We start from the raw sequence: 24,328 nt of genomic DNA on the forward strand, positions 1-24,328 counted from the left end.
AGTGTAACTATCAGTGCGCATTGATGCGCGCAAACTTACTGGGAGGTTTACCGAATGTCCAGAGCAATGCCTGTATTTTTAACCACTAAGGCGGCAAGCTCCGCTGTTGATTCGTGCTGGAAACCAAACAACTTGCTGGCCATTGAACAAGACAGCCTGCATATAGCTGTTGGTGATGACGAAGCCGAAAACTTACGGCGCATTCAAAAAGCTGGTCGGCAAATCGACAATCTGGGTATTACCCGCGTGTCTATTCAGGGGCAGGGCTGGGATATTGAGCGTCAGTGGGCGCTGTCACTTGGTTTTAGCAATACCCATACCAGTAACGAAGTGCTGTGGCATGAGGCCGAGCCAGAAGTTGCCGAGCAACTGAAACAGATGCGCGACACCGCTGCCTGGACCCGCGATCTAATTAACTTACCGCCGGCTGAAATGTATCCGCAGTCGCTGGCCGACAAAGTTATTCAGAAATTCCAGCAGTTGGCTGCTGGTCATATTGACGTCACTGTGATTAAAGGTGATGAGCTACTAGAGCAGGGCTGGCATGGTATTCACACTGTCGGGCGGGCCAGTGTGCATGAACCCCTGATGCTGGTGATTGATTACAACCCAACCGGCGACGCCAATGCTGAGGTAAGCACGGCATTAATTGGTAAGGGTATTACCTTTGATAGCGGTGGTTATAGCTTGAAATCAAGCGAAGGCATGCTGTCAATGAAATGCGATATGGGTGGTGCTGCCACAGTGTCCGGTGCCCTGGCGTTAGCCGTTCAGCGTGGCTTGAAAAAACGCGTGAAACTTATTTTATGCTGCGCTGAAAACCTGGTGGATGGCAGCGCTTTCAAACTTGGCGATGTGATTACCTATAAAAACGGTACTACCGTGGAAGTGGTAAATACCGACGCTGAAGGTCGTTTGGTATTAGCCGATGGCCTGCTGGCTGCCGAAGAGTTCGGTGCCAAGAAAATTATTGATGCGGCCACGCTAACAGGTGCGGCTCAGGTGGCAGTAGGCACCGAATACAATGCGTTATTAAGTGTGGACGAAGCCTTAGCTGCAGAAACCCTGCAGTTAGCTGAGCAGCAACGCGAAGGCTTATGGCGGTTACCACTGGCGACTTTCCATAAAGAAAACTGCCCATCAGCATTTGCTGACACAGCTAATAGCCGTGCTCAGAAAGGTGGTGGTGCCGGTGGTGCCAGTAATGCCGCTGGGTTCTTATTGCGCTTTGCACCGCGTCAGGGCGAGGGTTGGCTGCACTTTGATTTAGCTGGTGCCTATCACGGCTCGGCCAATGGCATGTGGGCTACCGGTGCTACGGCGCTGGGTATGCGTACCATTGCGGCTAGCTTAATGCAGTGATAGACGCCGTATCAGCCATACAAGAATCCAGTTTACCGGCAGCGCGGAAGCAGGCTATTACCGAATGGATGCAGGAGTTGCCGGTAACGGCACTACTGGCTGATGTTGAAGCGAAGTTAACCACCGGCCGGGTAGTGTTGGAAGCACCACCCGGCGCCGGTAAATCAACTGCCCTGCCACTGTCGTTGTTGTTCTCTGAATTACTGGCGGGGCAACGCATTATTATGTTGCAGCCACGCCGTGTGGCTGCGCTTTCCATTGCCAATTATCTGGCTCAGCAGTTAGGCGAACAGGTAGGCCAAACGGTTGGCTATCACATTCGCGGCAATCGTAACTACCACACCAACACCCGTTTACTCATTGTTACCGAGGGTATTTTTACTCGCATGATTCAGGCCGATCCGGAACTTGCCGGTATTGGTTTAGTGATTTTTGATGAGTTTCACGAACGCCATTTGCACAGTGATTTAGGCTTAGCAACGGCACTGGAAGCTACCGGGCTAAATCCACAACTACGCTTGCTGATTATGTCGGCCACCATTCCGGCGCAGGTTATTGCGAATTGGCTTGGCGATGCGGCGGTACTTAGTAGTGCTGGCCGCCAGTATCCGGTTCAAATTGAATACCGCCCGGCAGCTCGGCAGCAGACCTGGCAGCAAGCCCTGCCCGGCGTAGTTACCGAAGCATTACAAAACGCTCGCGCTGGGGTGCTGGTATTTTTACCCGGGGTGAAGGAAATACGGCAACTGGCGCAGTCACTGCAGCTACCCGCTGATATCACGCTCTATGAGCTGCACGGGCAGGTAAGCCTGCAAGCCCAGCAGCAAGCAGTAGGTGCTAACCCGAATCAGGGCCGCAAACTGGTGTTGGCTACCAACATAGCTGAAACCAGCTTAACCTTAAGCGGTATTGATGTGGTGGTAGACAGTGGTCGTGTTCGGCAGGCGCATTTTTATCCACAACACGGTATTACCCGCTTACTGACCCGGCGTATTAGCCGTGCTGCCGCTGAGCAGCGCGCCGGCCGGGCCGGACGAACCAGCGCTGGCCGGTGTTATCGCGTTTGGGCGGCATCAGATCAGCACGGGCTAGCTGACTATGCGCCGGCCGAAATTGCTACGCAGGATTTATCGCAGCTGTTATTGGAATGCAAAATCTGGGGCGCAGAGCCGCAGCAAATGCAGTTTCTAACGCCCCCCAATGCTGCACACCTAACCGTTGGTGCTGAGTTGTTGGAAAGCCTTGGCGTGTTGAACAGCAATGGTGCTGTTACCGCCAAGGGCCAACAAGTGGTTGAGTTTAGTGGCGACGCACGGCTGGCTTGCATGGCTCTATGGGCGCAGCAGCAGGGGCCCGAGGTATGTGCTGAAGCAGCGCTGGTGGCTGCGGTGCTGGAGAATCCGCCGCAGCAGAGTGAAATTGATTTGCAGACGCTGCTGGAACAAACCTTATCTGCGGTGCAAACCAAAGGCAGGTTGCCCGAAGGGCTGCCGAATAACTGGCAGCAGCGTTTGCGTTGGTGGCAGCAGCGGTTAGCGAATGCCGACTTACCTACGGGGTTTCAGCATCTGGCCGAGCTATTGCTGTGGGCTTACCCCGACAGAATTGCGGCACGTCGTAGTGGTGACCAACGCTATAAACTCGCTTATGGCGGTGGTGCTGTGCTGCCGGATAACGCCGTGGGGAGCATGCCCGAATTGTTGGTAGTACCGGTACTAACCCTGCAGGAAAATGCCGCCGATGCAGTTATTCGCTGGGCGGTTCCTATTACCGCTGAGCAGTTACAACACCCGCAGGTACAACTGAAGCGTGAACTGCTGGCGCAGTGGGGCGGGCCACAGCAACGCTTACAACAGGTTGAAGTTGAGCGTGTTGGTGCGCTTATTCTTAGCCAGCGTGAGCAGCCAGGTAGCATTTCGGCAGATCAACGATTACAGGCACTTATCGACTATGTAAGAAATCATGGTTTGCAGGTGCTTGCCATGAACACCAAAACTGAGCAATTATTAGCTCGGTTAGCGTATCTTTACGAACATTTACCTGCCGCTCAGCAGGGGCATTGGCCGGACTTTTCTGAAGGCAGTTTGCTACTTGAGCTGGACGCCTGGGCAAGCGGTTACTGGCAGTCTATAACCAGCTTGAAACAGCTAGGGCAATGGTCTCCTGAGAAGGCGTTGCTGGCGCGGTTAAGCTATGCTCAGCAGCAAGAGCTGGAGCGTCAGTGCCCACCAGCATGGCAGGCACCTAGTGGCCGGCAGGTAAGTATTGATTATACCGCCGAACAACCTACGGTAGCGGTGAAGCTTCAGGAAGCTTTCGGGGAACCGGTGTCACCAAAAATAGTCTATGACAAAGTGATTTTAACGTTGGATTTATTATCTCCCGCTGGGCGGTTGCTGCAGCGTACTCGAGACCTTGCCAGCTTCTGGCAGAATGCATATCAGGATGTGAAAAAAGAAATGAAAGGGCGTTACCCAAAGCATCCGTGGCCGGATGACCCCAGCACTGCGCAAGCAACAGCGAAAACGAAGCGGCAGTTAGGCGCATGATTAACTGGCGCAAGGTTACTCGTTATAGTTTGATTACCGGGCTTAAGCTGGCGCTGGTACTGGCTGTGGTGTTGGCATTTTATCTTATTTATCTCGATTCAATGTTGTCGCAGCGCTTTGCCAGTAACAGGTATCAGGCGCCTGCGCTGATTTATGGGCGCGCGTTAACCCTGGCACCGGGAGCAGTGATAAGCCAACAGCATGTGGAAACGGAGCTGGCGCAGCTGCGCTATCGCAAGGTTACTCAGGTTGATGATTCCGGTGAATACCAAAGCGGCAATCAGCAACTGCATATTTATCGTCGCCCGTTTGACTTCCCGGGCGGCCCGGAAATGGCGCAAGCGGTTAAGGTGTTGTTTAAGGAAAACCGCATTGATCGCATTCTTAGCTGGCCCAACGGCCGTGAAATCTCTCAGTTCCGACTGGAGTCGCCACTGGTTGCCAGGCTTACTCCAAGCTCTCAGGAAGACCGCCTGCTAGTAGGGTTAGAGTTGGTTCCAAACCTGTTGGTTGAAACCTTGCTGCTGGTGGAAGACCGTAATTTTTACCATCATTCGGGTATCTCTCCGGCAGGCATAGCGCGTGCGGCGCTGGCTAATCTTGCCGCTGGTCGAACTGTGCAAGGTGGTAGCACGCTCACCCAGCAGTTGGTGAAAAACCTGTACTTAACGCGGCAACAAACCCTGTGGCGAAAAATTCGTGAAGCCTTAATGGCGCTGGTGATTGATTTTCGCTTCAGTAAAAACGAAATTCTGGAAACCTACCTGAATGAAGTTTACTTCGGGCAGGATAAAGGCTCAGCTATTCACGGCATTGGTTTAGCCAGCGCGTTTTATTTTGGTAAGCAAGTACAGGAATTAGAGCCTGCAGAAATTGCACTTTTGGTTGGTGTGGTAAAAGGGCCGTCCTATTACAACCCACGGCGTTACCCCGAGCGAGCGCAAGAGCGCCGTGATTTGATCCTGCAACAAATGTTTGAGCAGGACATGATTAATAAAAATCAGTACTTAACTGCCATCAACACGCCGGTAACTGACATTGAAGACAGCAGTTTAGTTGCGCGCAGCAGACCGCATTATGTGGATTTAGTACAGCGTGAACTGCGCAACATCGTATTGCCGGAACAATGGCAGAGCACCGGCCTGCGGGTATTTACTTATTTAGACCCGCAAGCGCAGAACGCTGCCGAGAAAGCATTGCAAACCGTATTGCCACAATTGAGTAAAGATCCCGATATTGAGGGCGCTGTGGTGGTGGCAGACTATCGGCGTGCCGGTATTAAGGCGCTGGTGGGCGGCCGGAACAGTCAGTTGGCTGGCTTTAACCGGGCGTTGCTGGCGCAGCGTCAGGTAGGTTCGTTAATTAAACCATTTATTTATGCGACGGCGCTGGAATCACCCGAGCGCTACTCGCTGGCAACGCCATTATCAGATGAATTACTACAGCTGAAGATTCAGGGCGGTGAAGACTGGATCCCGCGCAACTATGACGGTGAGTATTTAGCACCAGTTCCCCTTTATGACGCCTTTGTGCAGTCGCGTAATTTGCCGGCTGTGCATTTGGGGCTGGAGCTTGGTATTCCATTGATTGCTGAGCAATTACGTCAGGCAGGTGTTACCACGCCAATTGAAGAATACCCGTCGTTAACTCTGGGGGCTGTGCCCTTGTCGCCGGTTGCCGTTACCCGTATGTACGCAACTTTGGCAAACGACGGCTATTATCAACCGCTGCGGGCAGTACAAGCTATTACCACTCACAGTGGCTTACAGGTTTATGAGCGTAACATAGAGCGCGGCCGGCGGGTGTTTTCAGAGTCCGCCAGTTATTTAGTGCAGCACGCCATGCGTGGTGTGATCAGTGAGGGCACCGGTAGAGCATTAACGGAAGCTTTCCCTAATCAACGACTGGCTGGCAAAAGTGGCACCACTAATGACTTGAAAGACAGCTGGTTTGTCACTGTAGACGGGCGCGACGTAACCACCGTTTGGCTAGGGCGCGACGACAGTGATTCCATTGGTATGACTGGCAGCACCGGAGCATTGCCGGTAGTGCGAAGCTATTTACAGCAAACCGGTGTGGTTCCGGGGGAGACTGAGGTGCCGGATGCCATAGCAACCTCGGCATTTCATCGCCAAACAGGTGTGCAAGTACCGTTAGCATGCTCAGATGCACGCCGCTTTCCAGCGGTGAAGCAGGTACTGGCGGAAGATATTGATTGTTCGGGGCAGCAGAAAGAAAAAAGCTGGCTTGAGCGCCTGTTCGGCGGCTAAAGCCAGCTTTCTTATGAGTACGTGTTTATTTCAGGGCTGCAAAAGCCTTCTCGGCAGCATCTAAGGTTTGCTGAATGTCAGCTTCGGTATGTGCGGCTGACATAAAGCCGGCTTCAAACGCCGAAGGTGCCAGATACACGCCTGCTTTTAACATGTGATGATAAAAGGCTTTGAAGTGTTCCATATTGCACTTGGTGGCTTGTTCAAAGCTGGTGATGTTCTTGTCGGTAGTAAAGAACACCCCAAACATAGAGCCAGCACGGTTGGTGGTTAATGGAATACCGGCAGCATCCGCACGTTCCTGCAAGCCATTCAGTAACTGATCAACCCGCGCGTATAAGTTTTCATACAAGCCCGGTGTGCTGAGTTGTGACAGCGCCGCTAAACCTGCAGCCATAGCAACCGGGTTACCCGACAAAGTACCGGCCTGATACACCGGGCCAACTGGTGCAATGTAGTCCATGATTTCGCGTTTACCGCCGAAGGCACCCACTGGCATACCACCACCAATAACTTTACCCAGGGTGGTTAAATCCGGCAGTACGTTGTAACGCTCTTGCGCGCCACCTGGCGCTACCCGGAAGCCACTCATTACTTCATCAAAAATCAGTACGCTACCGTAGCTGTCGCAAATGCTGCGCAAGCCTTCCAGGAAACCTGGTACCGGCGGAATGCAGTTCATGTTACCGGCTACTGGTTCCACAATAATGCAGGCAATTTGATCGCCCACTTCAGCGAAAATCTCTTTTACCGACTCTAAATCGTTAAAGGTAACAGTTAGTGTATGTGCAGCAACATCGGCTGGAATGCCAGGTGAGCTTGGTACACCCAGAGTTAAGGCTCCTGAACCGGCTTTCACTAACAGGCTGTCAGCATGGCCATGGTAGCAACCTTCAAATTTCAAAATCTTGTCGCGCTTGGTGTAACCGCGCGCCAGGCGAATGGCCGTCATGGTCGCTTCGGTGCCGGAATTTACCATGCGTACTTTTTCAATAGAGGGCACTATGCTCTTTATTTTTTCGGCCATGGTAATTTCAATGGAGGTTGGCGTACCAAAGCTGGTGCCGCGCTCTACTGCAGCCAAAGTTGCTGCGCGAATAGCCGGGTGATTGTGACCCAGAATCATGGGGCCCCAGGAACCTACATAATCAATGTAGCGCTGGTCGTCGGCGTCGTACATATAAGCGCCGTTAGCACGTTCAATAAATAGCGGGGTGCCACCCACGCCATTAAAGGCGCGAACTGGTGAATTGACGCCACCTGGAATGCTGTGTTGTGCTTGTGCAAATAGTTCTTCAGAACGAGACATCAATTACCTCTTAGACGTTACGTTTATCGCTATACCAGTTCACTTCGCGTTCATACTGGTCCACTTGGTTTTCTACCCCAAGAGTTAGTGCAAAAAGGGCCATACGGATCAATACGCCGTTGTCGGCCTGGCGAAAAATAGCAAGATTAGGGTTTTGGTTCAGGTCATTATCTAATTCATTCGCTTCCGAGCGCGAGTCGCGCGGCAACGGATGCATAATCACGGTATTAGGTTTGTAGTGCTTAGTATAAATTTCACTGTTCAGGCGGAACTTGCCGCGATACTGCTCGGCTTCTTCCGGCGTGGTAAAGCGTTCTTGCTGAATCCGGGTTTGATACACAATATCGGCATCGGAACTGCCTTCCACTTTCTCAGTCACGGTAAATTTGTGGCCGGCGTCATCCAGTGCGCTAAGTACACTTTCCGGCATGGCCAGTTCGCGCGGTGAAATTAACGTAAAGCGAACGTTTTTGTACATCGCCAGCAAGCGTGACAATGAGTGTACGGTACGCCCGAATTTCAGGTCGCCCATCATACAAATGTGCATGCCATCAATGCCATGGCCGTGATAGGCCAGCTCTTTGCGGATGGTGTATAAGTCCAGTAGTGCTTGGGTAGGGTGCTCGTTCGAGCCATCACCACCATTAATGACCGGTACCCGGCTACCTTCGGCAAACTCTGCTACCGAACCGGCTTTCGGGTGGCGCATGGTAATCACATCGCTGTAACTACTGAGTACCCGGGCGGTGTCGTACAGCGATTCGCCTTTGGCCAGAGCTGAAGTTTCCATGCCGGTGGTTTCGCGAACTTCGCCACCGAGCAAATTAAAGGCGGTACCAAAGCTGACGCGGGTTCGGGTAGAGGCTTCGAAGAATAAATTTCCTAAAATGGCACCATCTAAAACTTTGGTGCGTTTCTGACGGCGCGCATAGGGTTGCATGCGGTTGGCAATTTCGAAAATGTGCTCAATGCTGTCCAGGTCAAATTGACTGACCGAAAGAATATTGGCTCCGGTGAATTGCATCATGCGTGACGTCCTTCAGTGAGAATTAACGGTGAATTACACTGGGTCGCTATGATAACAGAACACGTGAAGCTTGAGAATCACTGCGCCCTTAAGCCGTTTAAAACGGCTTAAGTACCGCCAGCAAAATAATGGCGAATAACACCAGCACCGGAAACTCGTTAAATACACGATAAAACTTATGGCTACGTTGGTTGCGGTCGTGACGAAAGTCAGCCAGTAATTTGAAGCAGTAAATATGGTAAACAATTAACACAAATACCAGCGTTAGCTTGGCATGCATCCAGCCATTATTGGCCAGCCAACCACCACCATACTGAGCTAACAACAACACGCCAAAAATTATGGTGAGTATTGCAAAGGGCGTGACAAAAAACAGTAAGCGACGCTCCATTACCTTGAGCTGTTCACTGACTTCTGTTGAGCTGGTTTGGGCATGGTAAACAAATAATCTGGGCAAATAGAAAATGCCGGCGAACCAGGCCACCATAAAAATTAAATGTAAGGCTTTGAACCAAAGTATAGACACGCTTGCACCACTCCCTTAGCATATTGCGCTAGATTTCAGGGTTTATCTTACAGGTAAATGCCGAGCCATCATAAAAAGAGATGTGATGAAAGAGAAGTTAAATATTGTGTATTGGCAACAACGCTGGGGCAAATTACCTGTTACAGCGGTAATTGTGGCGTTTTTGCTGGCGCTTGTCTGGATTGGTTATGGTCTGGGCAACTGGCGTGTGCATTATCTGGAAGATCAGGCTGACCATCATCAACAGCGCATAGATACTTTGTACAATGAAATTGAACGGCTTGAGTATCAGCAGCATATTTTGCGCGTTGAACTAGACATTGAAAAAGCCGCTAACACCAGTTTGCAGCAGGAAATGGCCATGGCGCAGGATGAAAACTTTGCGCTGCGCCGCGACATCACGTTTTATCAAAAAATAATGGCACCTGAGCTTGAAGCCGAGGGTGTGATTATTGAATCTCTTGAGTTGAAGCCCAATTTCACGCCGGGGCACTTTCATTTCAGTCTGGCCTTAGTGCAACTGGAACGCCAACGCAACGCTGTGAATGGTGAAGTGAGCATAACCCTTAACGGTCGTTTAAACGGCGCTCAGCAAAGTTACAACTTGCTGGATTTAGCCCATATGCCAGACAATGAACGTTCGTTCAGCATGCGCTATTTTACCGTGTTGGCCGGTGACTTTATGGTTCCTGAGGGCTTTGTGCCGGAGCGCATAGATGTTCGGGTGCAACTGTCGCGAGGGAATCAACGGATACTGGAAAACAGTTTTTTCTGGAGTCGTTTGTTGCAGCGACGTCAGGGCAGCGAATTAGAACAGTTGGGCCTGGACGACAATACTTGACCATTTTAGTCGGGTAAGCGACAATATGAGCAGACTTAACAGAGGTACACGAGCATATGTCAGACGTAGCAGCAGCCATGCCAATTCAGTTTACCGAAGCGGCAGCCAATAAAGTAAAAACCCTTATTGCGGAAGAAGAAAATCCGCAACTGAAGCTGCGTGTGTATGTAACTGGTGGTGGTTGTTCAGGCTTCCAGTACGGCTTCACCTTTGACGAAGCGGTAAACGCCGGTGATATGGAAATTGAGAAAAATGGCGTGACTCTGGTCATTGACCCCATGAGCCTGCAATATTTGGTTGGCGGCATCGTTAACTATGAAGAAGGTTTGCAGGGCGCACGCTTTTTCGTCGACAATCCAAACGCAACTACCACCTGCGGTTGCGGTGCTAGTTTTAGCGTCTAACTGACTTCGTCATACCCCGTCGCAGGGGTGCAGCCCTACCCGCATTAGGGTAGAATGCTTGCACATTTTGCAAGCGAGGTTGTTTATGAGTTCCTACAGTGATCATATTGCGACGGTTCAGGCGCGTTTTGACGCAGCGCTTGAAGCAACAGGTTTTGACTCAGTGTTGGTGTATGCAGGCCAACCCCGGGTTGCATTTCTAGATGACAATCCAGCCCCGTACAAAGTAAACCCTTTATTTAAATATTGGCTACCGGTAACGCAAAGCCCGAAAAGCGCGGTGTTTTATCAGCCAGGCCAAAAGCCAGTCGTATTTTTGTTCCAGGCGCGCGATTTTTGGCATGCACAGGCAGAAATTCCCACCGAAGAATGGCAACAGCATGTTGAGCTGATTGTGGTGGACGACGTTGACAAAATAGCTAAGCACCTGGGTGACAAACTGCACACCACTGCCTTTATTGGTGAAGACTTTGCCGAGCCAGTGGCTAGCTGGCCAGTGCAGTCGCGTAACCCGCAACCTTTGCTTGATCACTTGCACTATCACCGGGCTATTAAAACGACCTGGGAAATTGAAAACTTACGCTATGCCAACGAATTGGCAACCAAAGCGCATAACGCGGCCCGGGATGCTTTCTTTGCTGGCGCCAGTGAGCTGGAAATTCATCATGCGTATCTGGCTGCTATTAACTTCCGTGAATGTGAAGTGCCGTACAACAGCATAGTGGCACTAAACGAGCATGGCGCTATTTTGCACTATGATATTTACGATCATAAAGCTCCGGCTGAAGCTCGCTCGTTTTTGATTGATGCCGGTGCTACTTACCGTGGTTACTGTGCTGATATTACCCGCACCTATACCAAGCAAAAGGGCTTTTTTGCTGACCTGATTGAAGCCGTGGATGCGGCTCAGCAAGACTTGCTGAGAGAAATCAAACCTGGCGTTGAGTACTACCAGTTGCACGTGTCTCAACACCTGAAAATAGCGCAGGTACTTAGTGATTTCGGCTTTGTGAAAGGCACGGCAGAAGAGATTTACGACAAAGGCTACACCAGTGCATTCTTCCCGCATGGGTTAGGGCACTTTATTGGTTTGCAGGTGCACGATGTGGGTGGTCACTTACGCAACGACCGCGGTGACAGCTACCCGCGTGATGAGCGCCATCCGTTCTTGCGCTTACTGCGGCCAATTGAAGAAGGTCAGGTGTTTACCATTGAACCAGGCTTGTATGTGGTTGATCAGTTACTGGAAGATCACGCTGATAGCCGCGACATCAATTGGGACCGGGTTGCCGAGTTACGTCCGTATGGTGGTGTTCGCATTGAAGACAGCATTGTAGTTGGCGCCAACGGCAACAATGAAAACCTGACTCGCGACGCCTTTGCCAAACTAGGCTAACGTACCTGCTATTTATATGGAAAGAGCGCGCCCAGAATAGCTGGGCGCGATGCACCGGTTACTGCAGGCAGGTTGCCGGTGCGGCCATTTACATGGCACCAGGCCAGCCAGGCAAACGCCATAGCTTCCACCCATTCCGGCGCTACATCCAGTGCCGCCGTGCTGCGCCAGTTCACCTCTGGTAAATAATCGCGACAGACCCGCAATAAATCAGCGTTTAACGCACCACCACCACACACAAACAAGGTTTCCGGCAGGGTTGGTAAATAAGCCCGACAAGCATTGGCAATACTAGCAGCAGTAAGGTGTTGCAGCGTTTGCTGAACATCCGCCGGAGGCAGCTTGGTTATGGTAGGGAAGCGTTGCAGCAACCATTGCACGTGAAAGTCGTCACGGCCGGTGCTTTTTGGTGGTTTCTTCTGAAAATAAGGGTCGGCCAGTAAGGCCTCTAATAAATCAGGCCGGCAGCTACCGCTGGCCGCAAACTGACCGTTTTTATCAAACCCGAACGCTTGCTCCGGGTAACAATGGCGAAACCAGTTATCCAGCAGTGTATTGGCCGGGCCGGTGTCAAAGCCGCTAACCTGATCATCGGCACCGGGTAACCAGGTAATGTTGGCAATGCCGCCTAAGTTTAAAATAGCGCGTGGAGCCTCGGTACTGGCAAACAAATATTGATGAAACGCGGGTACCAGTGGGGCGCCTTGCCCACCTAACGCAATATCTTTGCGGCGAAAATCCGCAACCACGTTTATTCCCGTACGCACAGCCAATAAGTTGGCATCACCTATTTGGATGGTGTAGGCAGGCGTGGCGTTTGGCTGATGGCGCAGGGTCTGGCCGTGGCTACCAATAGCAGTTATGTCTGCAGCACGTAGCTGTTGTTGTTGCAGAATTTCGGCAACAGCTTCCGCACATACTTCGGCAAACAATTGGTCTACGCGGGCGGCACGATCCAGCTCGCCATCGCTGGGTTGGCATAAAGCTTCCATTTCGGCGCGTAGTGGGGCTGGCAGGTCGTGCTGATGGGTTGCTACAAGTTGGGGGCCGCGCTCGTGGCTGAAAGCCACCAGCGCAACGTCAAGGCCGTCCATGCTGGTGCCGGACATAAGGCCAATGTAATAGTTGTGCACCATTAGTTCATGGCCACAAACACCCGCTTGTTATCGCTTAAGGCTGCCAAACGACGCTCGGCAATAGCTACAAAGCGGGGTAATTCGTTTGCATCTAATGACTTCGCCTGTGGTAGTTCCACCGTACGTGGGTTGCGGTGCGAACCGTTCACCAGGAATTCGTAATGCAAGTGAGCACCAGTTACCCGGCCAGTAGCGCCAACGCGACCAATCAACTCACCCTGTTTTACACGGGCGCCGTTTTTAACCAAACGTTTGCTTAGGTGCAAATATTTAGTCACGTAGCGTTCGCCATGCTGAATAAACACGTAGTTACCGTTCAGGTTGTTGTAGCTGCTGGCAATGACTTTACCGTCGCCCGCCGACATTACCGGCGTACCTACATTGGCTGCATAATCAATACCGTTATGCGGACGCACCTGACCGGTTACCGGATGCAGGCGACGTGGGTTAAAGCTTGAACTGATATAGGTAAAGTTAACCGGTGAGCGCAGGAAGGTTTTACGCATAGCGCGGCCTTCCGGCGTGTAGTATTGACCATTCTCGTGCAAAATTGCGCGGAACTGCTGATTTTGGTTTACAAATTCAGCCGCCAGAATACGACCATAACCAACAAAATCACCATCGACATAATGCTTCTCGAACAGCACGCTGAATTCGTCACCAGCACGCATATCCAGCGCAAAGTCGATGTCCCAGCCGAACATGCCGGCAATGCTCATGATCTGGCCGTCAGTCAGGCCAGCATTAATACCGGCATTCCAGAAGCTACTGTCAACGCGAGCGAAGGCAAACTCGGTACGAGTTTCAATTTGCTTGCTTTCAATTTCGGTTACATAACCTTCGTCAGTTTTCGTAATTAACAAGGTTTCGGTTGCGTTCATTTTGTACGCAAGCTGAATGAGCTCGCCGTCGGCGTTACGCGCAAAGCGCAGCGTATCGCCCGGGTGAATGCTGCGAAGTATTTCCGCATCAGCACCTGCAGAGGTTATTTCATAGAGTTGGCGCGGGGTTAAATCCACGCGATCAAAAATTTTGGCTAAATTGTCGCCCGAGCGCACTTGGTAACCACTCCAGCGCAGCCCATCATTGGCATTGCCTTGGTTGTTGTCGGTGGTTACGTCCAGTTGTAACTGATAGCGTTGCCCCAGAATCAACTGGTCAACCGTCGGCGTGTTCTTCGACGCGGTGGCGGGCTCTGATGGTAATAACAGCAATAGCAGCACACCAGCACTAACCGTAGAGATTAGAACTTTGTGTGAATTCGGTAGCTGTTTTATCAATGTTTTTATCATGTTAGTTACTACAGGCATAAAATTAGCGCACTTCTTTTTATGAACTTTTGGCAGAATAATACGAAAAATAGCGTTTTACCAGTATGTTTACGCTTAAATCAAAACAAAGAATGCCTTACAATGCTTGATTCGACGCTGTTTTGTTCACTAGTCAGACATGAATTCCAGGAGAAGCTAAATCATGACCAACGCCATTGCCGATGCTATTGCGGAGATTACTCGCGGTACCGAAGAAGTGCTGTTAGAGCAAGAGTTGGTAGAAAAGCTTAAAGAAAACAAGCCTTTAGTCATAAAGGCTGGGTTTGACCCCACGGCGCCTGATTTGCATTTAGGGCACACAGTGCTGATTAACAAATTGCGTACCTTTCAGGATTTGGGCCACAAGGTGGTGTTTCTGATTGGCGACTTTACCGGCATGATTGGCGATCCAACCGGAAAAAATGTTACCCGTAAGCCGTTATCGCGCGAAGACGTGCTGGCAAATGCGGAAACCTATAAAGAACAGGTATTCAAAATTCTGGATCCGGCAAAAACTGAAATTCGCTTTAACTCCGAGTGGATGGAGCGGTTAGGTGCGGCTGGCATGATTAAATTAGCGGCTCAACAAACCGTAGCGCGCATGCTGGAACGCGACGACTTTAAAAAGCGTTACAGCACGGGTCAGCCTATTGCGATTCATGAGTTCCTGTACCCGCTGGTGCAAGGCTGGGATTCGGTTGAATTAAAAGCTGATGTTGAGCTTGGTGGTACCGATCAGCGGTTTAACCTGCTGATGGGGCGTGAACTGCAAAAAGACGAAGGGCAGCGCCCACAAACCGTCATCATGGTGCCATTGTTAGAGGGCTTAGACGGCGTGCAGAAAATGTCGAAGTCGCTGGGCAACTACATAGGTATTACCGAGCCGGCCAATGACATGTTCGGCAAAATCATGTCGATTTCCGACGAGCTGATGTGGCGCTACTTCGAACTACTGAGCTTCCGTCCGTTAAACGAAGTAGAACAGTTGCGTACTGATGTTGCTGAAGGCAAAAATCCGCGCGACGTGAAAGTTGCCTTGGCCAAAGAAATCATCGCCCGCTTCCACGACGACCAAGCGGCGGATGCTGCCGAGCAGGATTTCATTCAGCGCTTCCAGAAAAACGCCATACCCGACGAAATGCCGGAAGTAACAGTAGCTATGGCCGAGGGTGGCGTTGCTATTGGTAACGTACTGAAACAAGCCGAGCTGGTTGCTTCTACCTCCGACGCAATGCGTATGATTAAGCAGCAGGCGGTTAAAATTGACGGCGAAAAAGTTACCGACACCCGTTTACTATGTCAGCCCGGCACCGCCGTGTATCAGGTTGGTAAACGCAAGTTCGCGCGCATCACTATCGCTTGATTTGATTCCGCTCGAAAGGCAATAAAAAACCCGCATCGCTGCGGGTTTTTTGTTTGTGCCGTTTACTCAAGCAACTACACAGTGAAGCTCTTGATGGAGTCTTGCAGTTCCTGCGACAGCTTGGCAACTTCATTCGAAGCGCTGGCGGTTTGCTTGGAACCTTCGGCGGTTTGTTCAGCAATAGAAACGATTTGCTCCAATCGCTCGCTGATGTCTTGCGCTGTTTTGCTTTGTTCCAGCGCGGCGGTGGCAATGTGATTACTGCTGTCAGAAGCCTGATGTACGGAGTCGGTAATAGACTGCAGCGCTTCTGCCGCTTCATCGCTTTGGCCAACACACACTTCGGCTTGTTCACGGCCTTTGTTCATGACTGTTACCGCGCGCTGGGCGTCGGACTGCAGGCTTTCAATCATGGTATGAATTTCTTCAGTTGATTCCTGCGTGCGGCTGGCCAGCGTACGAACTTCGTCGGCTACCACTGCGAAGCCACGGCCTTGTTCACCGGCACGGGCCGCTTCAATGGCCGCGTTCAATGCCAGCAAGTTGGTCTGGTCGGCAATGCCGCGAATAACATCCAAAATACTGCCAATGTTGGTGCTGTTTTGATACAGCTTATTGATAACTTCAGAAGCGCCTTTAATTTCCGAGGCCAGTGCTTCAATAGTGGCTTTATTCTTGGCCGAAATTTGACGAACACGAGTTGCTTCTTCGTCGGAGTGCTGAATTTCTTGCAGTGCTTCAGAAGCGCCGTTCGCCATTTCAGACGACGTACTATTCATTTCTTGAGTAGCTGTTGCTACTTGTTCAATTTGGCCACGCTGATCTTCAATGGCATTGGTAGTTTGTTCTGATACCGTTGAAGACTCTTCAGCGGCGGCAGCTAGCTGCGTAGAGCGGCTGGCAATACCGTTAATAAGCTCACGCAGATTGTCGGTTAGCTTATTGGTATTGGCAGCTAGTTCACCGAACTCATCCTTGGCGTTGTACTCTACGCGTTGGGTCAGGTTACCGTCAGCCATTACGTTCAGCATGTGGTTTACCTGCGCCAGCGGACGGCTAATGCTGCGTACCGTCAACCAGGAAATCACTATGGCCAGCGCAATGGATATCAAAGCGAGAATGCCATTTACCCACCCTGTGGAACTAATGGTGGATTGTACTTCTTCCTGCGCGGCATCAACTACCTGACGCACGCGGGTTTGCAGTTCATTGGTAGAAGCCAGTGCCGTTGCCATGGTCTTTTCAGCTTCTGCAATCAGAGCCTTGGTGTCGCGTCGGGTTTCCAATCGTAAAATAACGTCAGCGGTAAACGAACCCTGACCTTCCAGTTGGTCGCGCGCTGAGTTAACTAAACTTACCGCATTAGTAACCATATCATTAGTGGCATCGGTAGCATTGCTGGTTAGAGTATTCAGACGATCATCCAAACCTTCCAGTACAATGTTCACTTCACTGCGTATTACTTGAGCGCGATCCAGATCGTCTGCGTTGCGCAGGTCGTATAGCAGTGTGATTAGATTATTTAAGGAGCGGTCAAGTGCTTCGGCGGCGGTGTTCACGTCCGCGTTGGTGGACGCGTCCATAATGTCCAACATCATAAACGACGCATCGCCAAGGCTGAATTCAATTTCTTCCAATTGTGCTTTGGTGCTGTCGCGTAAGTTTAAATAGGTACGCTGTTTTTCAAAAACACTTAGAATTTGACTTTTATAAGTCTGCAAAACTTGATCTGACGCCTCCAGCTGGCCTGATAGCCCCTGGCCCGCAAGTAAGCGCTTCAAATTTTCTTCATTTTCTTGTGCTGATTTTGAAGACTCATTGTAGTTTTTGCGGTGTGAATCTAGCTCAGTTAATGAGGTTTCGTGATAAACCGCTAAGCTAATGTTCGATAGTTCCAGCAGCTCAACTTTTAAATTGCCAACGGCATCAAGAGCCGGCACGGCCATGCGGTTTACGCTATCACTGGAAGCGCCAATACTGTTGGTGTTGAATACGGAGCTTAAACTGATAACCAGCAACAGCAGCGTGATAATTGTAAAACCACCGATAACACGTAATGCAATGGTAAGTTTCATAGGGATTCCTCATGAACATTCGCTTAAACAGCCAAAACAAGCGAGCTGCAATATTTTAAATATATCAATTGATGGTTTGAAAACCACCTTTGCTGATGTCGTTGTAACTTTTTGTTACTTAATACTGGTGTTAACTACTTGTTTAACCGCTGGTGCTGTTATGTATTTTTGTTTTGGCCAGCTCAACAAAGTTAAGTGTTCACCCCAAACACACCCGGTATCAAGTCCTATTACATCTGCCCGTTCCGTTTGACCTGCTAGTGCTGCCCAATGACCAAACATGATGGTTGAAGATGTTGGGTTCCACCAATGGAACCAGGGTTTTAAGTCATCTTCACGTTGTTTGGTGGGCGATCCTTTCGCAGTTAAATCCAAATAGCCGTCCTGGCCGCAATAACGCATACGCGTAAATGCATTCACTATAAATCGGTATCGGTCGAAACCGCTGAGACTTGAGTGCCAATGTGTAGGTGAATTGCCGTACATGTTCTTCAGTAAGGGTATAAACCTGTCACTTTTGAGCTCGGTAACTACTTCGTCGGCAAGGCTTGCGGCTTCTGTTAACGACCACCAGGGGTAAATGCCAGCGTGACACATGGTAAAATGCTGTTTTACTTTAGGCGGTGATTCTACCATTAAAGGCTGCTGTCGAAGCCAGTCCGACCAGCTATCGCGCAAGGGTTTGGGGGCTTGCAAAATACCATCAAGCAGGTCTTTAGGGTTGGGTTCGCGTAAACCCTGTAACAAGGCGAGTAAATTTAAATCGTGATTACCCAATACGATTTGAGCGCTGTCTCCCAGGCTAACAAATAGCTCAAGCGTTTTGCGGGAGTCCGGACCACGCCCAACAATGTCACCAACACAAAAGAGCTTATCGCGTTTTGGTCGAAATGAAACACGCTCCAGCAGCGTTTCCAACTCCTGATAGCATCCGTGAACATCGCCGACCAGATAATGTGCCATAGGCCTAGTGCAATATATTGGGAATGGCGAGTCGGAACGAAGGTATTTCAGCGCTAAAGCTTTCGCCGTTGGCGTCAATCATGCCGTAGTGTCCCTGCATGCTACCAATAGGAGTGGCAAGCACAGTGCCACTGGTGTAACTAAAGGATTCGCCCGGTGCAATATGAGGTTGCTGACCAACCACGCCGTCACCGGCTACGCGGGTAATTTTGTGATCAGCATCGGTAATTTTCCAGTCCCGATCTAACAGCTGCACGTTCTGCTCACTGTTATTGGTAATAGTGATGGTGTAGGCAAACACATACTGATTTTGCTCAGGTGCTGACTGAGCGCTCAGATACTGAGTGGTAACCTCTATTTTTACTAAAGCTGCCGTCATTATTTTTCCGTTTGTTCGTAGTGCCAATTAGCGATACGACAATAGTCTGCCACTGACAAGGTTTCAGGTCGAGCGTTAGGGTCGATATTCAAGGTAACAAAATCCGCTTCGGTTAAAATAGTTTTCATGGTGTTGCGAATGGTTTTGCGGCGCTGATTAAATGCGGTTAAACAAATGCTGTGCAAGGTTTTGCGGCAATGCACCGGGTTTGGTGGATCGGCATAAGGAACCAGTCGTACCACGGCGGAATCAACCTTCGGGGGCGGGTTGAATGCGCCTGGTGGAACTTCCAATACTGGTATTACTTCGCAGCACTGTTGCACCGACACACTAATACGCCCGTAGGTTTTGTTGCCGGGCTCTGCTGCTAAGCGATCAACCACTTCTTTTTGCAGCATAAAGTGCATGTCTTCAATAATCTCCAACTGCGACAGCAAATGAAACATCAGCGGCGTGGAAATATTGTAGGGCAGGTTGCCGAATACACGCAGCTTCTGGCCATTATAAAATTCTTTAAAGTCAGTTTTTAAAGCATCGCCGCGGTGTACGGTAAGCTTGCTGGACAAAAACGGGTGATGTTCCAGCCGGTCGGCTAAGTCGCGATCCAGCTCTACTACCTGCAAGTGACCAGCCTGATCGGCAACTGGCTCAGTTAGTGCCGCTAAGCCCGGACCAATTTCAATGAGTGCCTGACCCGGTTGCGGATTAATAGCCGCCACAATTTGGTCAATTACATGGGTGTCGTGTAAGAAATTCTGGCCGAAGCGTTTACGGGCAACATGGCCTAAATGGGTTTTGCTCATACGGGTATCCTGACCGCAAAGGCTACTAGCGGTTTGTTGCCGCAGCCTGGTTAGCTAAAGAAATGGCTTGCTCGAGCGCATACTGGGCGCTACCTATGGACACTTCATTGGTGCCAGCAAGCGATAATGCAGTGCCATGATCAACTGAGGTTCTGATATAAGGCAGCCCCAGCGTGATATTCATAGCGGTACCGAAACCCTGATATTTTAACACAGGTAAGCCCTGATCATGGTACATAGCCAACACCGCATCGGCTTTATCCAGATAATGTGGTTGAAATAGGGTGTCGGCAGGCAAGGGGCCGTGTAACTTAAAGCCCTGATTACGCAGTTTATCCAGCACTGGAATAATAACGTCATTCTCTTCGCTGCCTAAATGCCCTTGCTCACCAGCATGAGGATTTAGTCCGCATACCAGAATTCGCGGATCCGCCAAGCCAAACTTGCTGCGCATGTCGCTTACCAGAATGGTAATTACTTGTTCGAGTGTGTCAGGCGTTATCGCATCAGCAACGTCGCGAAGTGGTAAGTGAGTGGTAACCAGTGCTACGCGAAGCTCAGGGGAGGCCAGCATCATCACTACCTTAGCGACTTTTGCCTGGGCGGCAAAAAACTCGGTGTGGCCACTAAAACTAATGCCGGCATCGTTAATAATGCCTTTGTGAACTGGTGCGGTAACTACCGCAACAAATTCGCCGTGCAGGCAACCCTCACCGGCGCGAGTTAAAGTATCCACTACGTAAGAGGCATTGCTAACGTCCAGCTGGCCTGGTTTTACCGCGGCGGGAGTTTTTACTGGCAACACAGTTAGGGTGCCGGCCTGCTGGGCAGCAGGCCGGCGGTTAATATCATAGGTAATCAGGGTTAAGGGTAACCCCAGCAATTCGGCGCGCGCTTGCAACAGTTCAGGGTCGGCAATAGCAACTAGTTCTACCGGCCAATTTTGTTGTGCCAGACGCACCGTCAGGTCGGGGCCTATACCCGCAGGTTCACCGGGGGTTAAGGCAACCCTTACTGTCATTTCTCATAAACCTCAACATAAGCCTGGTCCAACAGCTCTTGCTGCCAGTTTTCCAGCTCTTCACGATACTTACGGCTATAAAGTAATTGGTAAGCACGCTCGCGTTTACTCTTGTCGGTTGTGTCTTGTACTCGGGTGTCGAGTAGTTCAACAATGTGCCAGCCGAACTCGCTACGGAAAGGTTTACTAAGTTCACCCTTTTCTAACTCACCCAAAGTACGCTTAAAGGCCTCTGTGTAGGTTTCCGGGTTTGCCCAGCCAAGTTCACCGCCACGAGCGGCAGAACCCGGGTCACCTGAGTGCTTTTTGGCTAATTCAGCAAATTCAGCTTCGCCAGCTTGTAACTGTTCATAAAACTCAGTCAGCATTTGCTGGGCGCGATTATCAGATAAGATAACCGATGGCGTAATTAAAATATGACGGGCAAGTACTTCTTGTACTTCCACAGTTTCCAGCCCACGGGTATCGGCTATCTTCAAAATGTGAAAACCAACGCCACTGCGCAACGGACCGACAATATCACCTTCACGTTTGCCGCGTACCACTTCGGCAAACAGCGATGGCATTTCATTAATACCCATCCAGCCTAAGTCGCCGCCTTCCAACGCCTGACTACCAGAAGATGCAGTTACTGCCATTTGCTCAAAATCAGAACCGTCATTCAAACGCGAGATAACGCTTTCTGCGCGCTCACGAGCTGAATTCATGGCGTCTGTGGAGGCACCGTCGGCAACCCCGATCAAAATATGGCTCAGGCGATATTCAACTTGATCGTCGTTGGCGTCGTCCATCATTTGCACCAGATTGTCTATTTCCTGCGGCGCAATGTAAACCCGCTGACGTACGGCATTACGTTGGGTGTCGCGGACAATCATTTCTTCGCGCAACTCTTCGCGATAAACCGCCCAACTGGAACCTTGCTGTGAAATGGCTTCACGCATCTGATTCACGGTCATGTTTTGTTCATTGGCAATTTGATTAATGGCTTGTTCAAGCTGAGCATCAGTTACGTCAATACCATAGCGGCGGGCTAACTGCATTTGCAGTTGTTGTAATACCAAACGGTCAGTTACCTGCACTCGCAACACTTCATCTCGCGGTAAGTCGCGGTTCTCAGCTTGAGCATCGCGTTTGATATTGCGCATTAGCTGCTCAATTTCGCTTTGCATAATAACACCGTTGTTCACCACTACTGCGACTTCATCAAGCACTTCGTTGGTTTGGGCCTGGGTCGCGGTAGCACTGATTAACAGTGCTGCACTCATTACAGCTTGTGCAATTATTTTCATAGTCACTACCTAGTTGCTTAAATAGAAAGGCCGGCGATAACCGAATAAGCTTTGCTCTAACATATCGAGCAAGCCGCGGTTACTGCTACCTAGCCCCTTAATAATAAATTGTACGCTAACACCGTTATCAAATTCCGGCTGTCCAATCACTTGCATCTGATTAGGCTGGAATGCTTCCAGATTTCGGTTAATACGCCTGTATCCGCTAATTTGTACCGCCCAACAGCAATTGGAGTACTGCACGCCCAGCATTGCATCATTGGTGAACGAATTATTCAAATCGTAATACCAGTTTCCTGCCACTTGCCATTGCGGAGAAACATTCCAGGCACCTTGCATACCAATTTGTTCAATGTCTTCATCGAGTAGGTTAGTAGCGGTTCGATGGTTAATCTGAATCAGGTTCTGGTGGTCTTTACGATACTCTACAGCGGTCTGACTCTTTTGCGTACGGTTGAGTTCCCCATCGTATTGAATTGCGCTGTTAAACGACCAGCGATCGTTAATACGGAACGACAATTCGCCGGCAAAATCGGCACTGCCGGTGGCAACCTCAGTATTGCCATTAAAGAGCTGGGTTTCGCTGTCTTCAAAGTACTGAATATTGGCCAAACTAAAGCGCAGCACTTCTTCCGCTTTGTCGTTCAGGAAGCTGGTGGTAGCACCAATGGTTACCTGGTTGGCATCAGCAATACGATCTAAACCGGTAAACCGACGAGCACGGAACAAGCCGTTGTAATCCTCTTGCATGAGGGTGGTGTCGTAAATGCCAATGTCTGACTGATCAGTATAAGGAACATATAAATACTGCACTTGCGGCTGCAAGGTTTGCCGATAACTATCGCCACCCCAATCCAATTCACGCTCAAAGTTTAACCGACCGCGCCAGCGCAGATTCGGTAGCGACCGTTTTACTGAGGCCGCCACGGTTGGATCCGGGCTGGTCTGGTTGTAATAGGTAAACGAATAACCCACTTCCGCCAGCCAGTCGTAGGCGGGCTTTTCAACACTATAATTCAGCGTTGGTTGCAGGTGCATGCGGCTGGCGTAGTCGGTGCTGTCGTTTTGATTCCGAAAATGCGCAAGCTCGGAATAAACCGAATAAGTGAAGCGATTATCACCTTGCTCATAGCGCGTGCTGATAACTGGCATGGAGCGATAGGGTGAGCGGTACGGGCCTAATACGTCAATGTCTTCCGCTCTAATCTGGGTGTGCCAGTCATCGGAAAAGTAATCAACTTGCAGGTGACGGTACAACTGGGTGTCGGCCCGGCTGGCAAATTCGCTGCCGAAGTCATTCAGGTAATCATCATCGCTGATGCCGGTGCCATTAATATAGCCACGCCAGTTTTCGTCCCAGTTCACCTGATGGTCCACATGCCATAAAAAGCGCGACGTGTCGGTTTCCAGACTGCGGTCTTCGGGCAGGTATTCGAAGTTAAGTTGCGTTTCGCGAATGGTGTCCATGTAACGGAACTCAACCTGACCCTGTAAGCCGCGTTCGGCCATATAGCGTGGGGTTACTGTGGCGTCCATATTGGGCGCGATATTAAAGTAGTAGGGTAGTTCGAATTCGGCGCCATTTTTGGATGACGACCGGAACGTTGGGAATAATAACCCCGACTTACGTGCATCAGTGGTCGGAAAACTTATGTAGGGCAGATAAAATACCGGCACCCCGAACATTTCGAATCTCGCGTGCCAGGCTTCGCCGCGCGCTTCATCTTCGCTAATAGTGATTTCTGAGGCGCTTAGCTGCCACGCTGGTACCGGGTCAGGGCAAGTGGTGAAGCTGGAACCGTAAAGTGCCACCTGACTTGGCGAAAGTTCCAGTAAATCGGCTTTACCACGTGCACCATTCTCGCTAAGTTGATATCGCGCTTGCGATAGCTGGGCACTGTCGGACGCCGAGGCTAAGCGAAAATCTTCGCTCACAACTTGCACAAAGCCGTCGTTAAAGCTGGTAGCGCCACTGGCTTCAATGCTGCCGGACTGTTGATTAATTTCTGCTTGTTCGGTGAACAGCCGCTGATTATTGCGCTGTACTTCGACATTGCCGTAGAAAGACGCAATACCCGAGGTTTCCTGCAGCACCGCCCGATCAGCACGCACCCCAATAGCATTCAGGGGGAGGTCGGCAATGGGCTCACTCACTACGGTGACCAGTTGTTCAGGAATGGCGCAAGTATAGCTTTGCGCCATAACTGGAGTGCTGATCAAACCAATCAGAATAAGTCCGGCTGATGTCTTAAAATGGGTCATGCAGTCCGCAGCGTTGTTAAAAGTACTGGAATGTCGGGTATGA

Annotated in this window: 19 protein-coding genes; 7 read left to right on the forward strand and 12 right to left on the reverse strand. The window is 50.4% G+C overall.

Translation table 11 applies throughout. The annotated features are described in order from the left end of the window. Nucleotides 1-54: 54 nt before the first annotated feature. The 3 genes from pepB to mrcB are packed head-to-tail and all read left to right on the forward strand — an operon-like array spanning nt 55 to nt 6,181. Nucleotides 55-1,362 (forward strand): aminopeptidase PepB, encoded by a 1,308-nt coding sequence (pepB, locus tag CCE91_RS10305; protein WP_086435218.1) that lies wholly within the window; start codon nt 55-57, stop codon nt 1,360-1,362. Then, nucleotides 1,359-3,911 (forward strand): ATP-dependent helicase HrpB, encoded by a 2,553-nt coding sequence (gene hrpB, locus CCE91_RS10310; protein WP_086435219.1) that lies wholly within the window; start codon nt 1,359-1,361, stop codon nt 3,909-3,911. The genes pepB and hrpB overlap by 4 nt, the downstream gene beginning before the upstream one ends. Then, nucleotides 3,908-6,181 carry a penicillin-binding protein 1B gene (mrcB, locus tag CCE91_RS10315; RefSeq protein WP_086435220.1) on the forward strand — a complete coding sequence of 758 codons (2,274 nt, stop codon included), beginning with the start codon at nt 3,908-3,910 and terminating at the stop codon, nt 6,179-6,181. Before hrpB ends, mrcB begins: the two co-directional genes overlap by 4 nt. Before the next feature lie 25 nt (nt 6,182-6,206). Here the strand turns inward: mrcB and hemL are convergent, their stop codons facing one another. The 3 genes from hemL to hemJ all read right to left on the reverse strand — a co-directional run bounded on the left by hemL (nt 6,207) and on the right by hemJ (nt 9,043). Next, nucleotides 6,207-7,490 (reverse strand): glutamate-1-semialdehyde 2,1-aminomutase, encoded by a 1,284-nt coding sequence (gene hemL / locus CCE91_RS10320; protein ID WP_086435221.1) that lies wholly within the window; start codon nt 7,488-7,490, stop codon nt 6,207-6,209. 10 nt (nt 7,491-7,500) lie between these two features. Then, nucleotides 7,501-8,514, reverse strand: coding sequence for an aspartate carbamoyltransferase (locus CCE91_RS10325; protein WP_086435457.1), 1,014 nt, complete (start codon nt 8,512-8,514; stop codon nt 7,501-7,503). Between the two features lie 100 nt (nt 8,515-8,614). Further along, on the reverse strand, nt 8,615-9,043 hold the full coding sequence (gene hemJ / locus CCE91_RS10330) for a protoporphyrinogen oxidase HemJ (protein WP_086435222.1): 429 nt from the start codon (nt 9,041-9,043) through the stop codon (nt 8,615-8,617). Nucleotides 9,044-9,128: 85 nt separating this feature from the next. Here hemJ and CCE91_RS10335 point away from each other — a divergent pair, with 85 nt between their 5' ends. From CCE91_RS10335 to pepQ, 3 genes are all read left to right on the forward strand, one after another. Then, nucleotides 9,129-9,884 (forward strand): DUF6776 family protein, encoded by a 756-nt coding sequence (locus CCE91_RS10335; RefSeq protein ID WP_086435223.1) that lies wholly within the window; start codon nt 9,129-9,131, stop codon nt 9,882-9,884. A 56-nt stretch (nt 9,885-9,940) separates the two neighbouring features. Further along, a complete protein-coding gene (gene erpA, locus CCE91_RS10340; protein WP_086435224.1) occupies nt 9,941-10,288 on the forward strand; it encodes an iron-sulfur cluster insertion protein ErpA in 348 nt (115 codons plus the stop codon). An 85-nt stretch (nt 10,289-10,373) separates the two neighbouring features. Continuing rightward, nucleotides 10,374-11,684 carry a Xaa-Pro dipeptidase gene (gene pepQ, locus CCE91_RS10345; RefSeq protein WP_086435225.1) on the forward strand — a complete coding sequence of 437 codons (1,311 nt, stop codon included), beginning with the start codon at nt 10,374-10,376 and terminating at the stop codon, nt 11,682-11,684. A gap of 8 nt (nt 11,685-11,692) precedes the next feature. Here pepQ and CCE91_RS10350 read toward each other — a convergent pair whose 3' ends face one another. Together CCE91_RS10350 and CCE91_RS10355 are read right to left on the reverse strand one after the other, a co-directional pair. Continuing rightward, the gene (locus CCE91_RS10350) at nt 11,693-12,820 is read right to left on the reverse strand and encodes an anhydro-N-acetylmuramic acid kinase (protein WP_198678033.1); all 1,128 of its coding nucleotides are present in this window, start codon (nt 12,818-12,820) and stop codon (nt 11,693-11,695) included. Then, nucleotides 12,820-14,109 (reverse strand): peptidoglycan DD-metalloendopeptidase family protein, encoded by a 1,290-nt coding sequence (locus CCE91_RS10355; protein ID WP_198678038.1) that lies wholly within the window; start codon nt 14,107-14,109, stop codon nt 12,820-12,822. Before CCE91_RS10355 ends, CCE91_RS10350 begins: the two co-directional genes overlap by 1 nt. A gap of 184 nt (nt 14,110-14,293) precedes the next feature. Here CCE91_RS10355 and tyrS point away from each other — a divergent pair, with 184 nt between their 5' ends. Then, entirely contained in the window at nt 14,294-15,493 is a 1,200-nt protein-coding gene (tyrS, locus tag CCE91_RS10360) for a tyrosine--tRNA ligase (RefSeq protein WP_086435227.1), read from the forward strand. A gap of 74 nt (nt 15,494-15,567) precedes the next feature. Here tyrS and CCE91_RS10365 read toward each other — a convergent pair whose 3' ends face one another. From CCE91_RS10365 to CCE91_RS10395, 7 genes are all read right to left on the reverse strand, one after another. After that, on the reverse strand, nt 15,568-17,568 hold the full coding sequence (locus tag CCE91_RS10365; RefSeq protein ID WP_086435228.1) for a methyl-accepting chemotaxis protein: 2,001 nt from the start codon (nt 17,566-17,568) through the stop codon (nt 15,568-15,570). A 114-nt stretch (nt 17,569-17,682) separates the two neighbouring features. Then, on the reverse strand, nt 17,683-18,531 hold the full coding sequence (locus CCE91_RS10370; protein ID WP_086435229.1) for a symmetrical bis(5'-nucleosyl)-tetraphosphatase: 849 nt from the start codon (nt 18,529-18,531) through the stop codon (nt 17,683-17,685). Between the two features lie 4 nt (nt 18,532-18,535). After that, complete coding sequence (gene apaG, locus CCE91_RS10375; protein ID WP_086435230.1) at nt 18,536-18,910, reverse strand: Co2+/Mg2+ efflux protein ApaG; 375 nt, start codon at nt 18,908-18,910, stop codon at nt 18,536-18,538. Next, complete coding sequence (gene rsmA, locus CCE91_RS10380; RefSeq protein WP_086435231.1) at nt 18,910-19,713, reverse strand: 16S rRNA (adenine(1518)-N(6)/adenine(1519)-N(6))-dimethyltransferase RsmA; 804 nt, start codon at nt 19,711-19,713, stop codon at nt 18,910-18,912. Before rsmA ends, apaG begins: the two co-directional genes overlap by 1 nt. Nucleotides 19,714-19,738: 25 nt before the next feature. After that, on the reverse strand, nt 19,739-20,734 hold the full coding sequence (pdxA, locus tag CCE91_RS10385; protein WP_086435232.1) for a 4-hydroxythreonine-4-phosphate dehydrogenase PdxA: 996 nt from the start codon (nt 20,732-20,734) through the stop codon (nt 19,739-19,741). Then, nucleotides 20,731-22,023 carry a peptidylprolyl isomerase SurA gene (surA, locus tag CCE91_RS10390; protein ID WP_086435233.1) on the reverse strand — a complete coding sequence of 431 codons (1,293 nt, stop codon included), beginning with the start codon at nt 22,021-22,023 and terminating at the stop codon, nt 20,731-20,733. The genes pdxA and surA overlap by 4 nt, the downstream gene beginning before the upstream one ends. 9 nt (nt 22,024-22,032) lie before the next feature. Continuing rightward, on the reverse strand, nt 22,033-24,285 hold the full coding sequence (locus CCE91_RS10395) for an LPS-assembly protein LptD (protein WP_159454940.1): 2,253 nt from the start codon (nt 24,283-24,285) through the stop codon (nt 22,033-22,035). Nucleotides 24,286-24,328: the final 43 nt, after the last annotated feature.

The sequence above is a fragment of the Pseudidiomarina planktonica genome, from assembly GCF_900177775.1.
Lineage (GTDB): Bacteria > Pseudomonadota > Gammaproteobacteria > Enterobacterales > Alteromonadaceae > Pseudidiomarina > Pseudidiomarina planktonica.

Bases quoted from the DNA above. Each gene is read 5' to 3' on its own strand.
- pepB (WP_086435218.1), top strand. From the start codon at position 55: ATGTCCAGAGCAATGCCTGTATTTTTAACCACTAAGGCGGCAAGCTCC.
- mrcB (WP_086435220.1), top strand. From the start codon at position 3,908: ATGATTAACTGGCGCAAGGTTACTCGTTATAGTTTGATTACCGGGCTT.
- hemL (WP_086435221.1), bottom strand. From the start codon at position 7,490: ATGTCTCGTTCTGAAGAACTATTTGCACAAGCACAACACAGCATTCCA.
- CCE91_RS10325 (WP_086435457.1), bottom strand. From the start codon at position 8,514: ATGCAATTCACCGGAGCCAATATTCTTTCGGTCAGTCAATTTGACCTG.
- CCE91_RS10335 (WP_086435223.1), top strand. From the start codon at position 9,129: ATGAAAGAGAAGTTAAATATTGTGTATTGGCAACAACGCTGGGGCAAA.
- erpA (WP_086435224.1), top strand. From the start codon at position 9,941: ATGTCAGACGTAGCAGCAGCCATGCCAATTCAGTTTACCGAAGCGGCA.
- pepQ (WP_086435225.1), top strand. From the start codon at position 10,374: ATGAGTTCCTACAGTGATCATATTGCGACGGTTCAGGCGCGTTTTGAC.
- CCE91_RS10350 (WP_198678033.1), bottom strand. From the start codon at position 12,820: ATGGTGCACAACTATTACATTGGCCTTATGTCCGGCACCAGCATGGAC.
- tyrS (WP_086435227.1), top strand. From the start codon at position 14,294: ATGACCAACGCCATTGCCGATGCTATTGCGGAGATTACTCGCGGTACC.
- CCE91_RS10365 (WP_086435228.1), bottom strand. From the start codon at position 17,568: ATGAAACTTACCATTGCATTACGTGTTATCGGTGGTTTTACAATTATC.
- CCE91_RS10370 (WP_086435229.1), bottom strand. From the start codon at position 18,531: ATGGCACATTATCTGGTCGGCGATGTTCACGGATGCTATCAGGAGTTG.
- apaG (WP_086435230.1), bottom strand. From the start codon at position 18,910: ATGACGGCAGCTTTAGTAAAAATAGAGGTTACCACTCAGTATCTGAGC.
- rsmA (WP_086435231.1), bottom strand. From the start codon at position 19,713: ATGAGCAAAACCCATTTAGGCCATGTTGCCCGTAAACGCTTCGGCCAG.
- pdxA (WP_086435232.1), bottom strand. From the start codon at position 20,734: ATGACAGTAAGGGTTGCCTTAACCCCCGGTGAACCTGCGGGTATAGGC.
- surA (WP_086435233.1), bottom strand. From the start codon at position 22,023: ATGAAAATAATTGCACAAGCTGTAATGAGTGCAGCACTGTTAATCAGT.
- CCE91_RS10395 (WP_159454940.1), bottom strand. From the start codon at position 24,285: ATGACCCATTTTAAGACATCAGCCGGACTTATTCTGATTGGTTTGATC.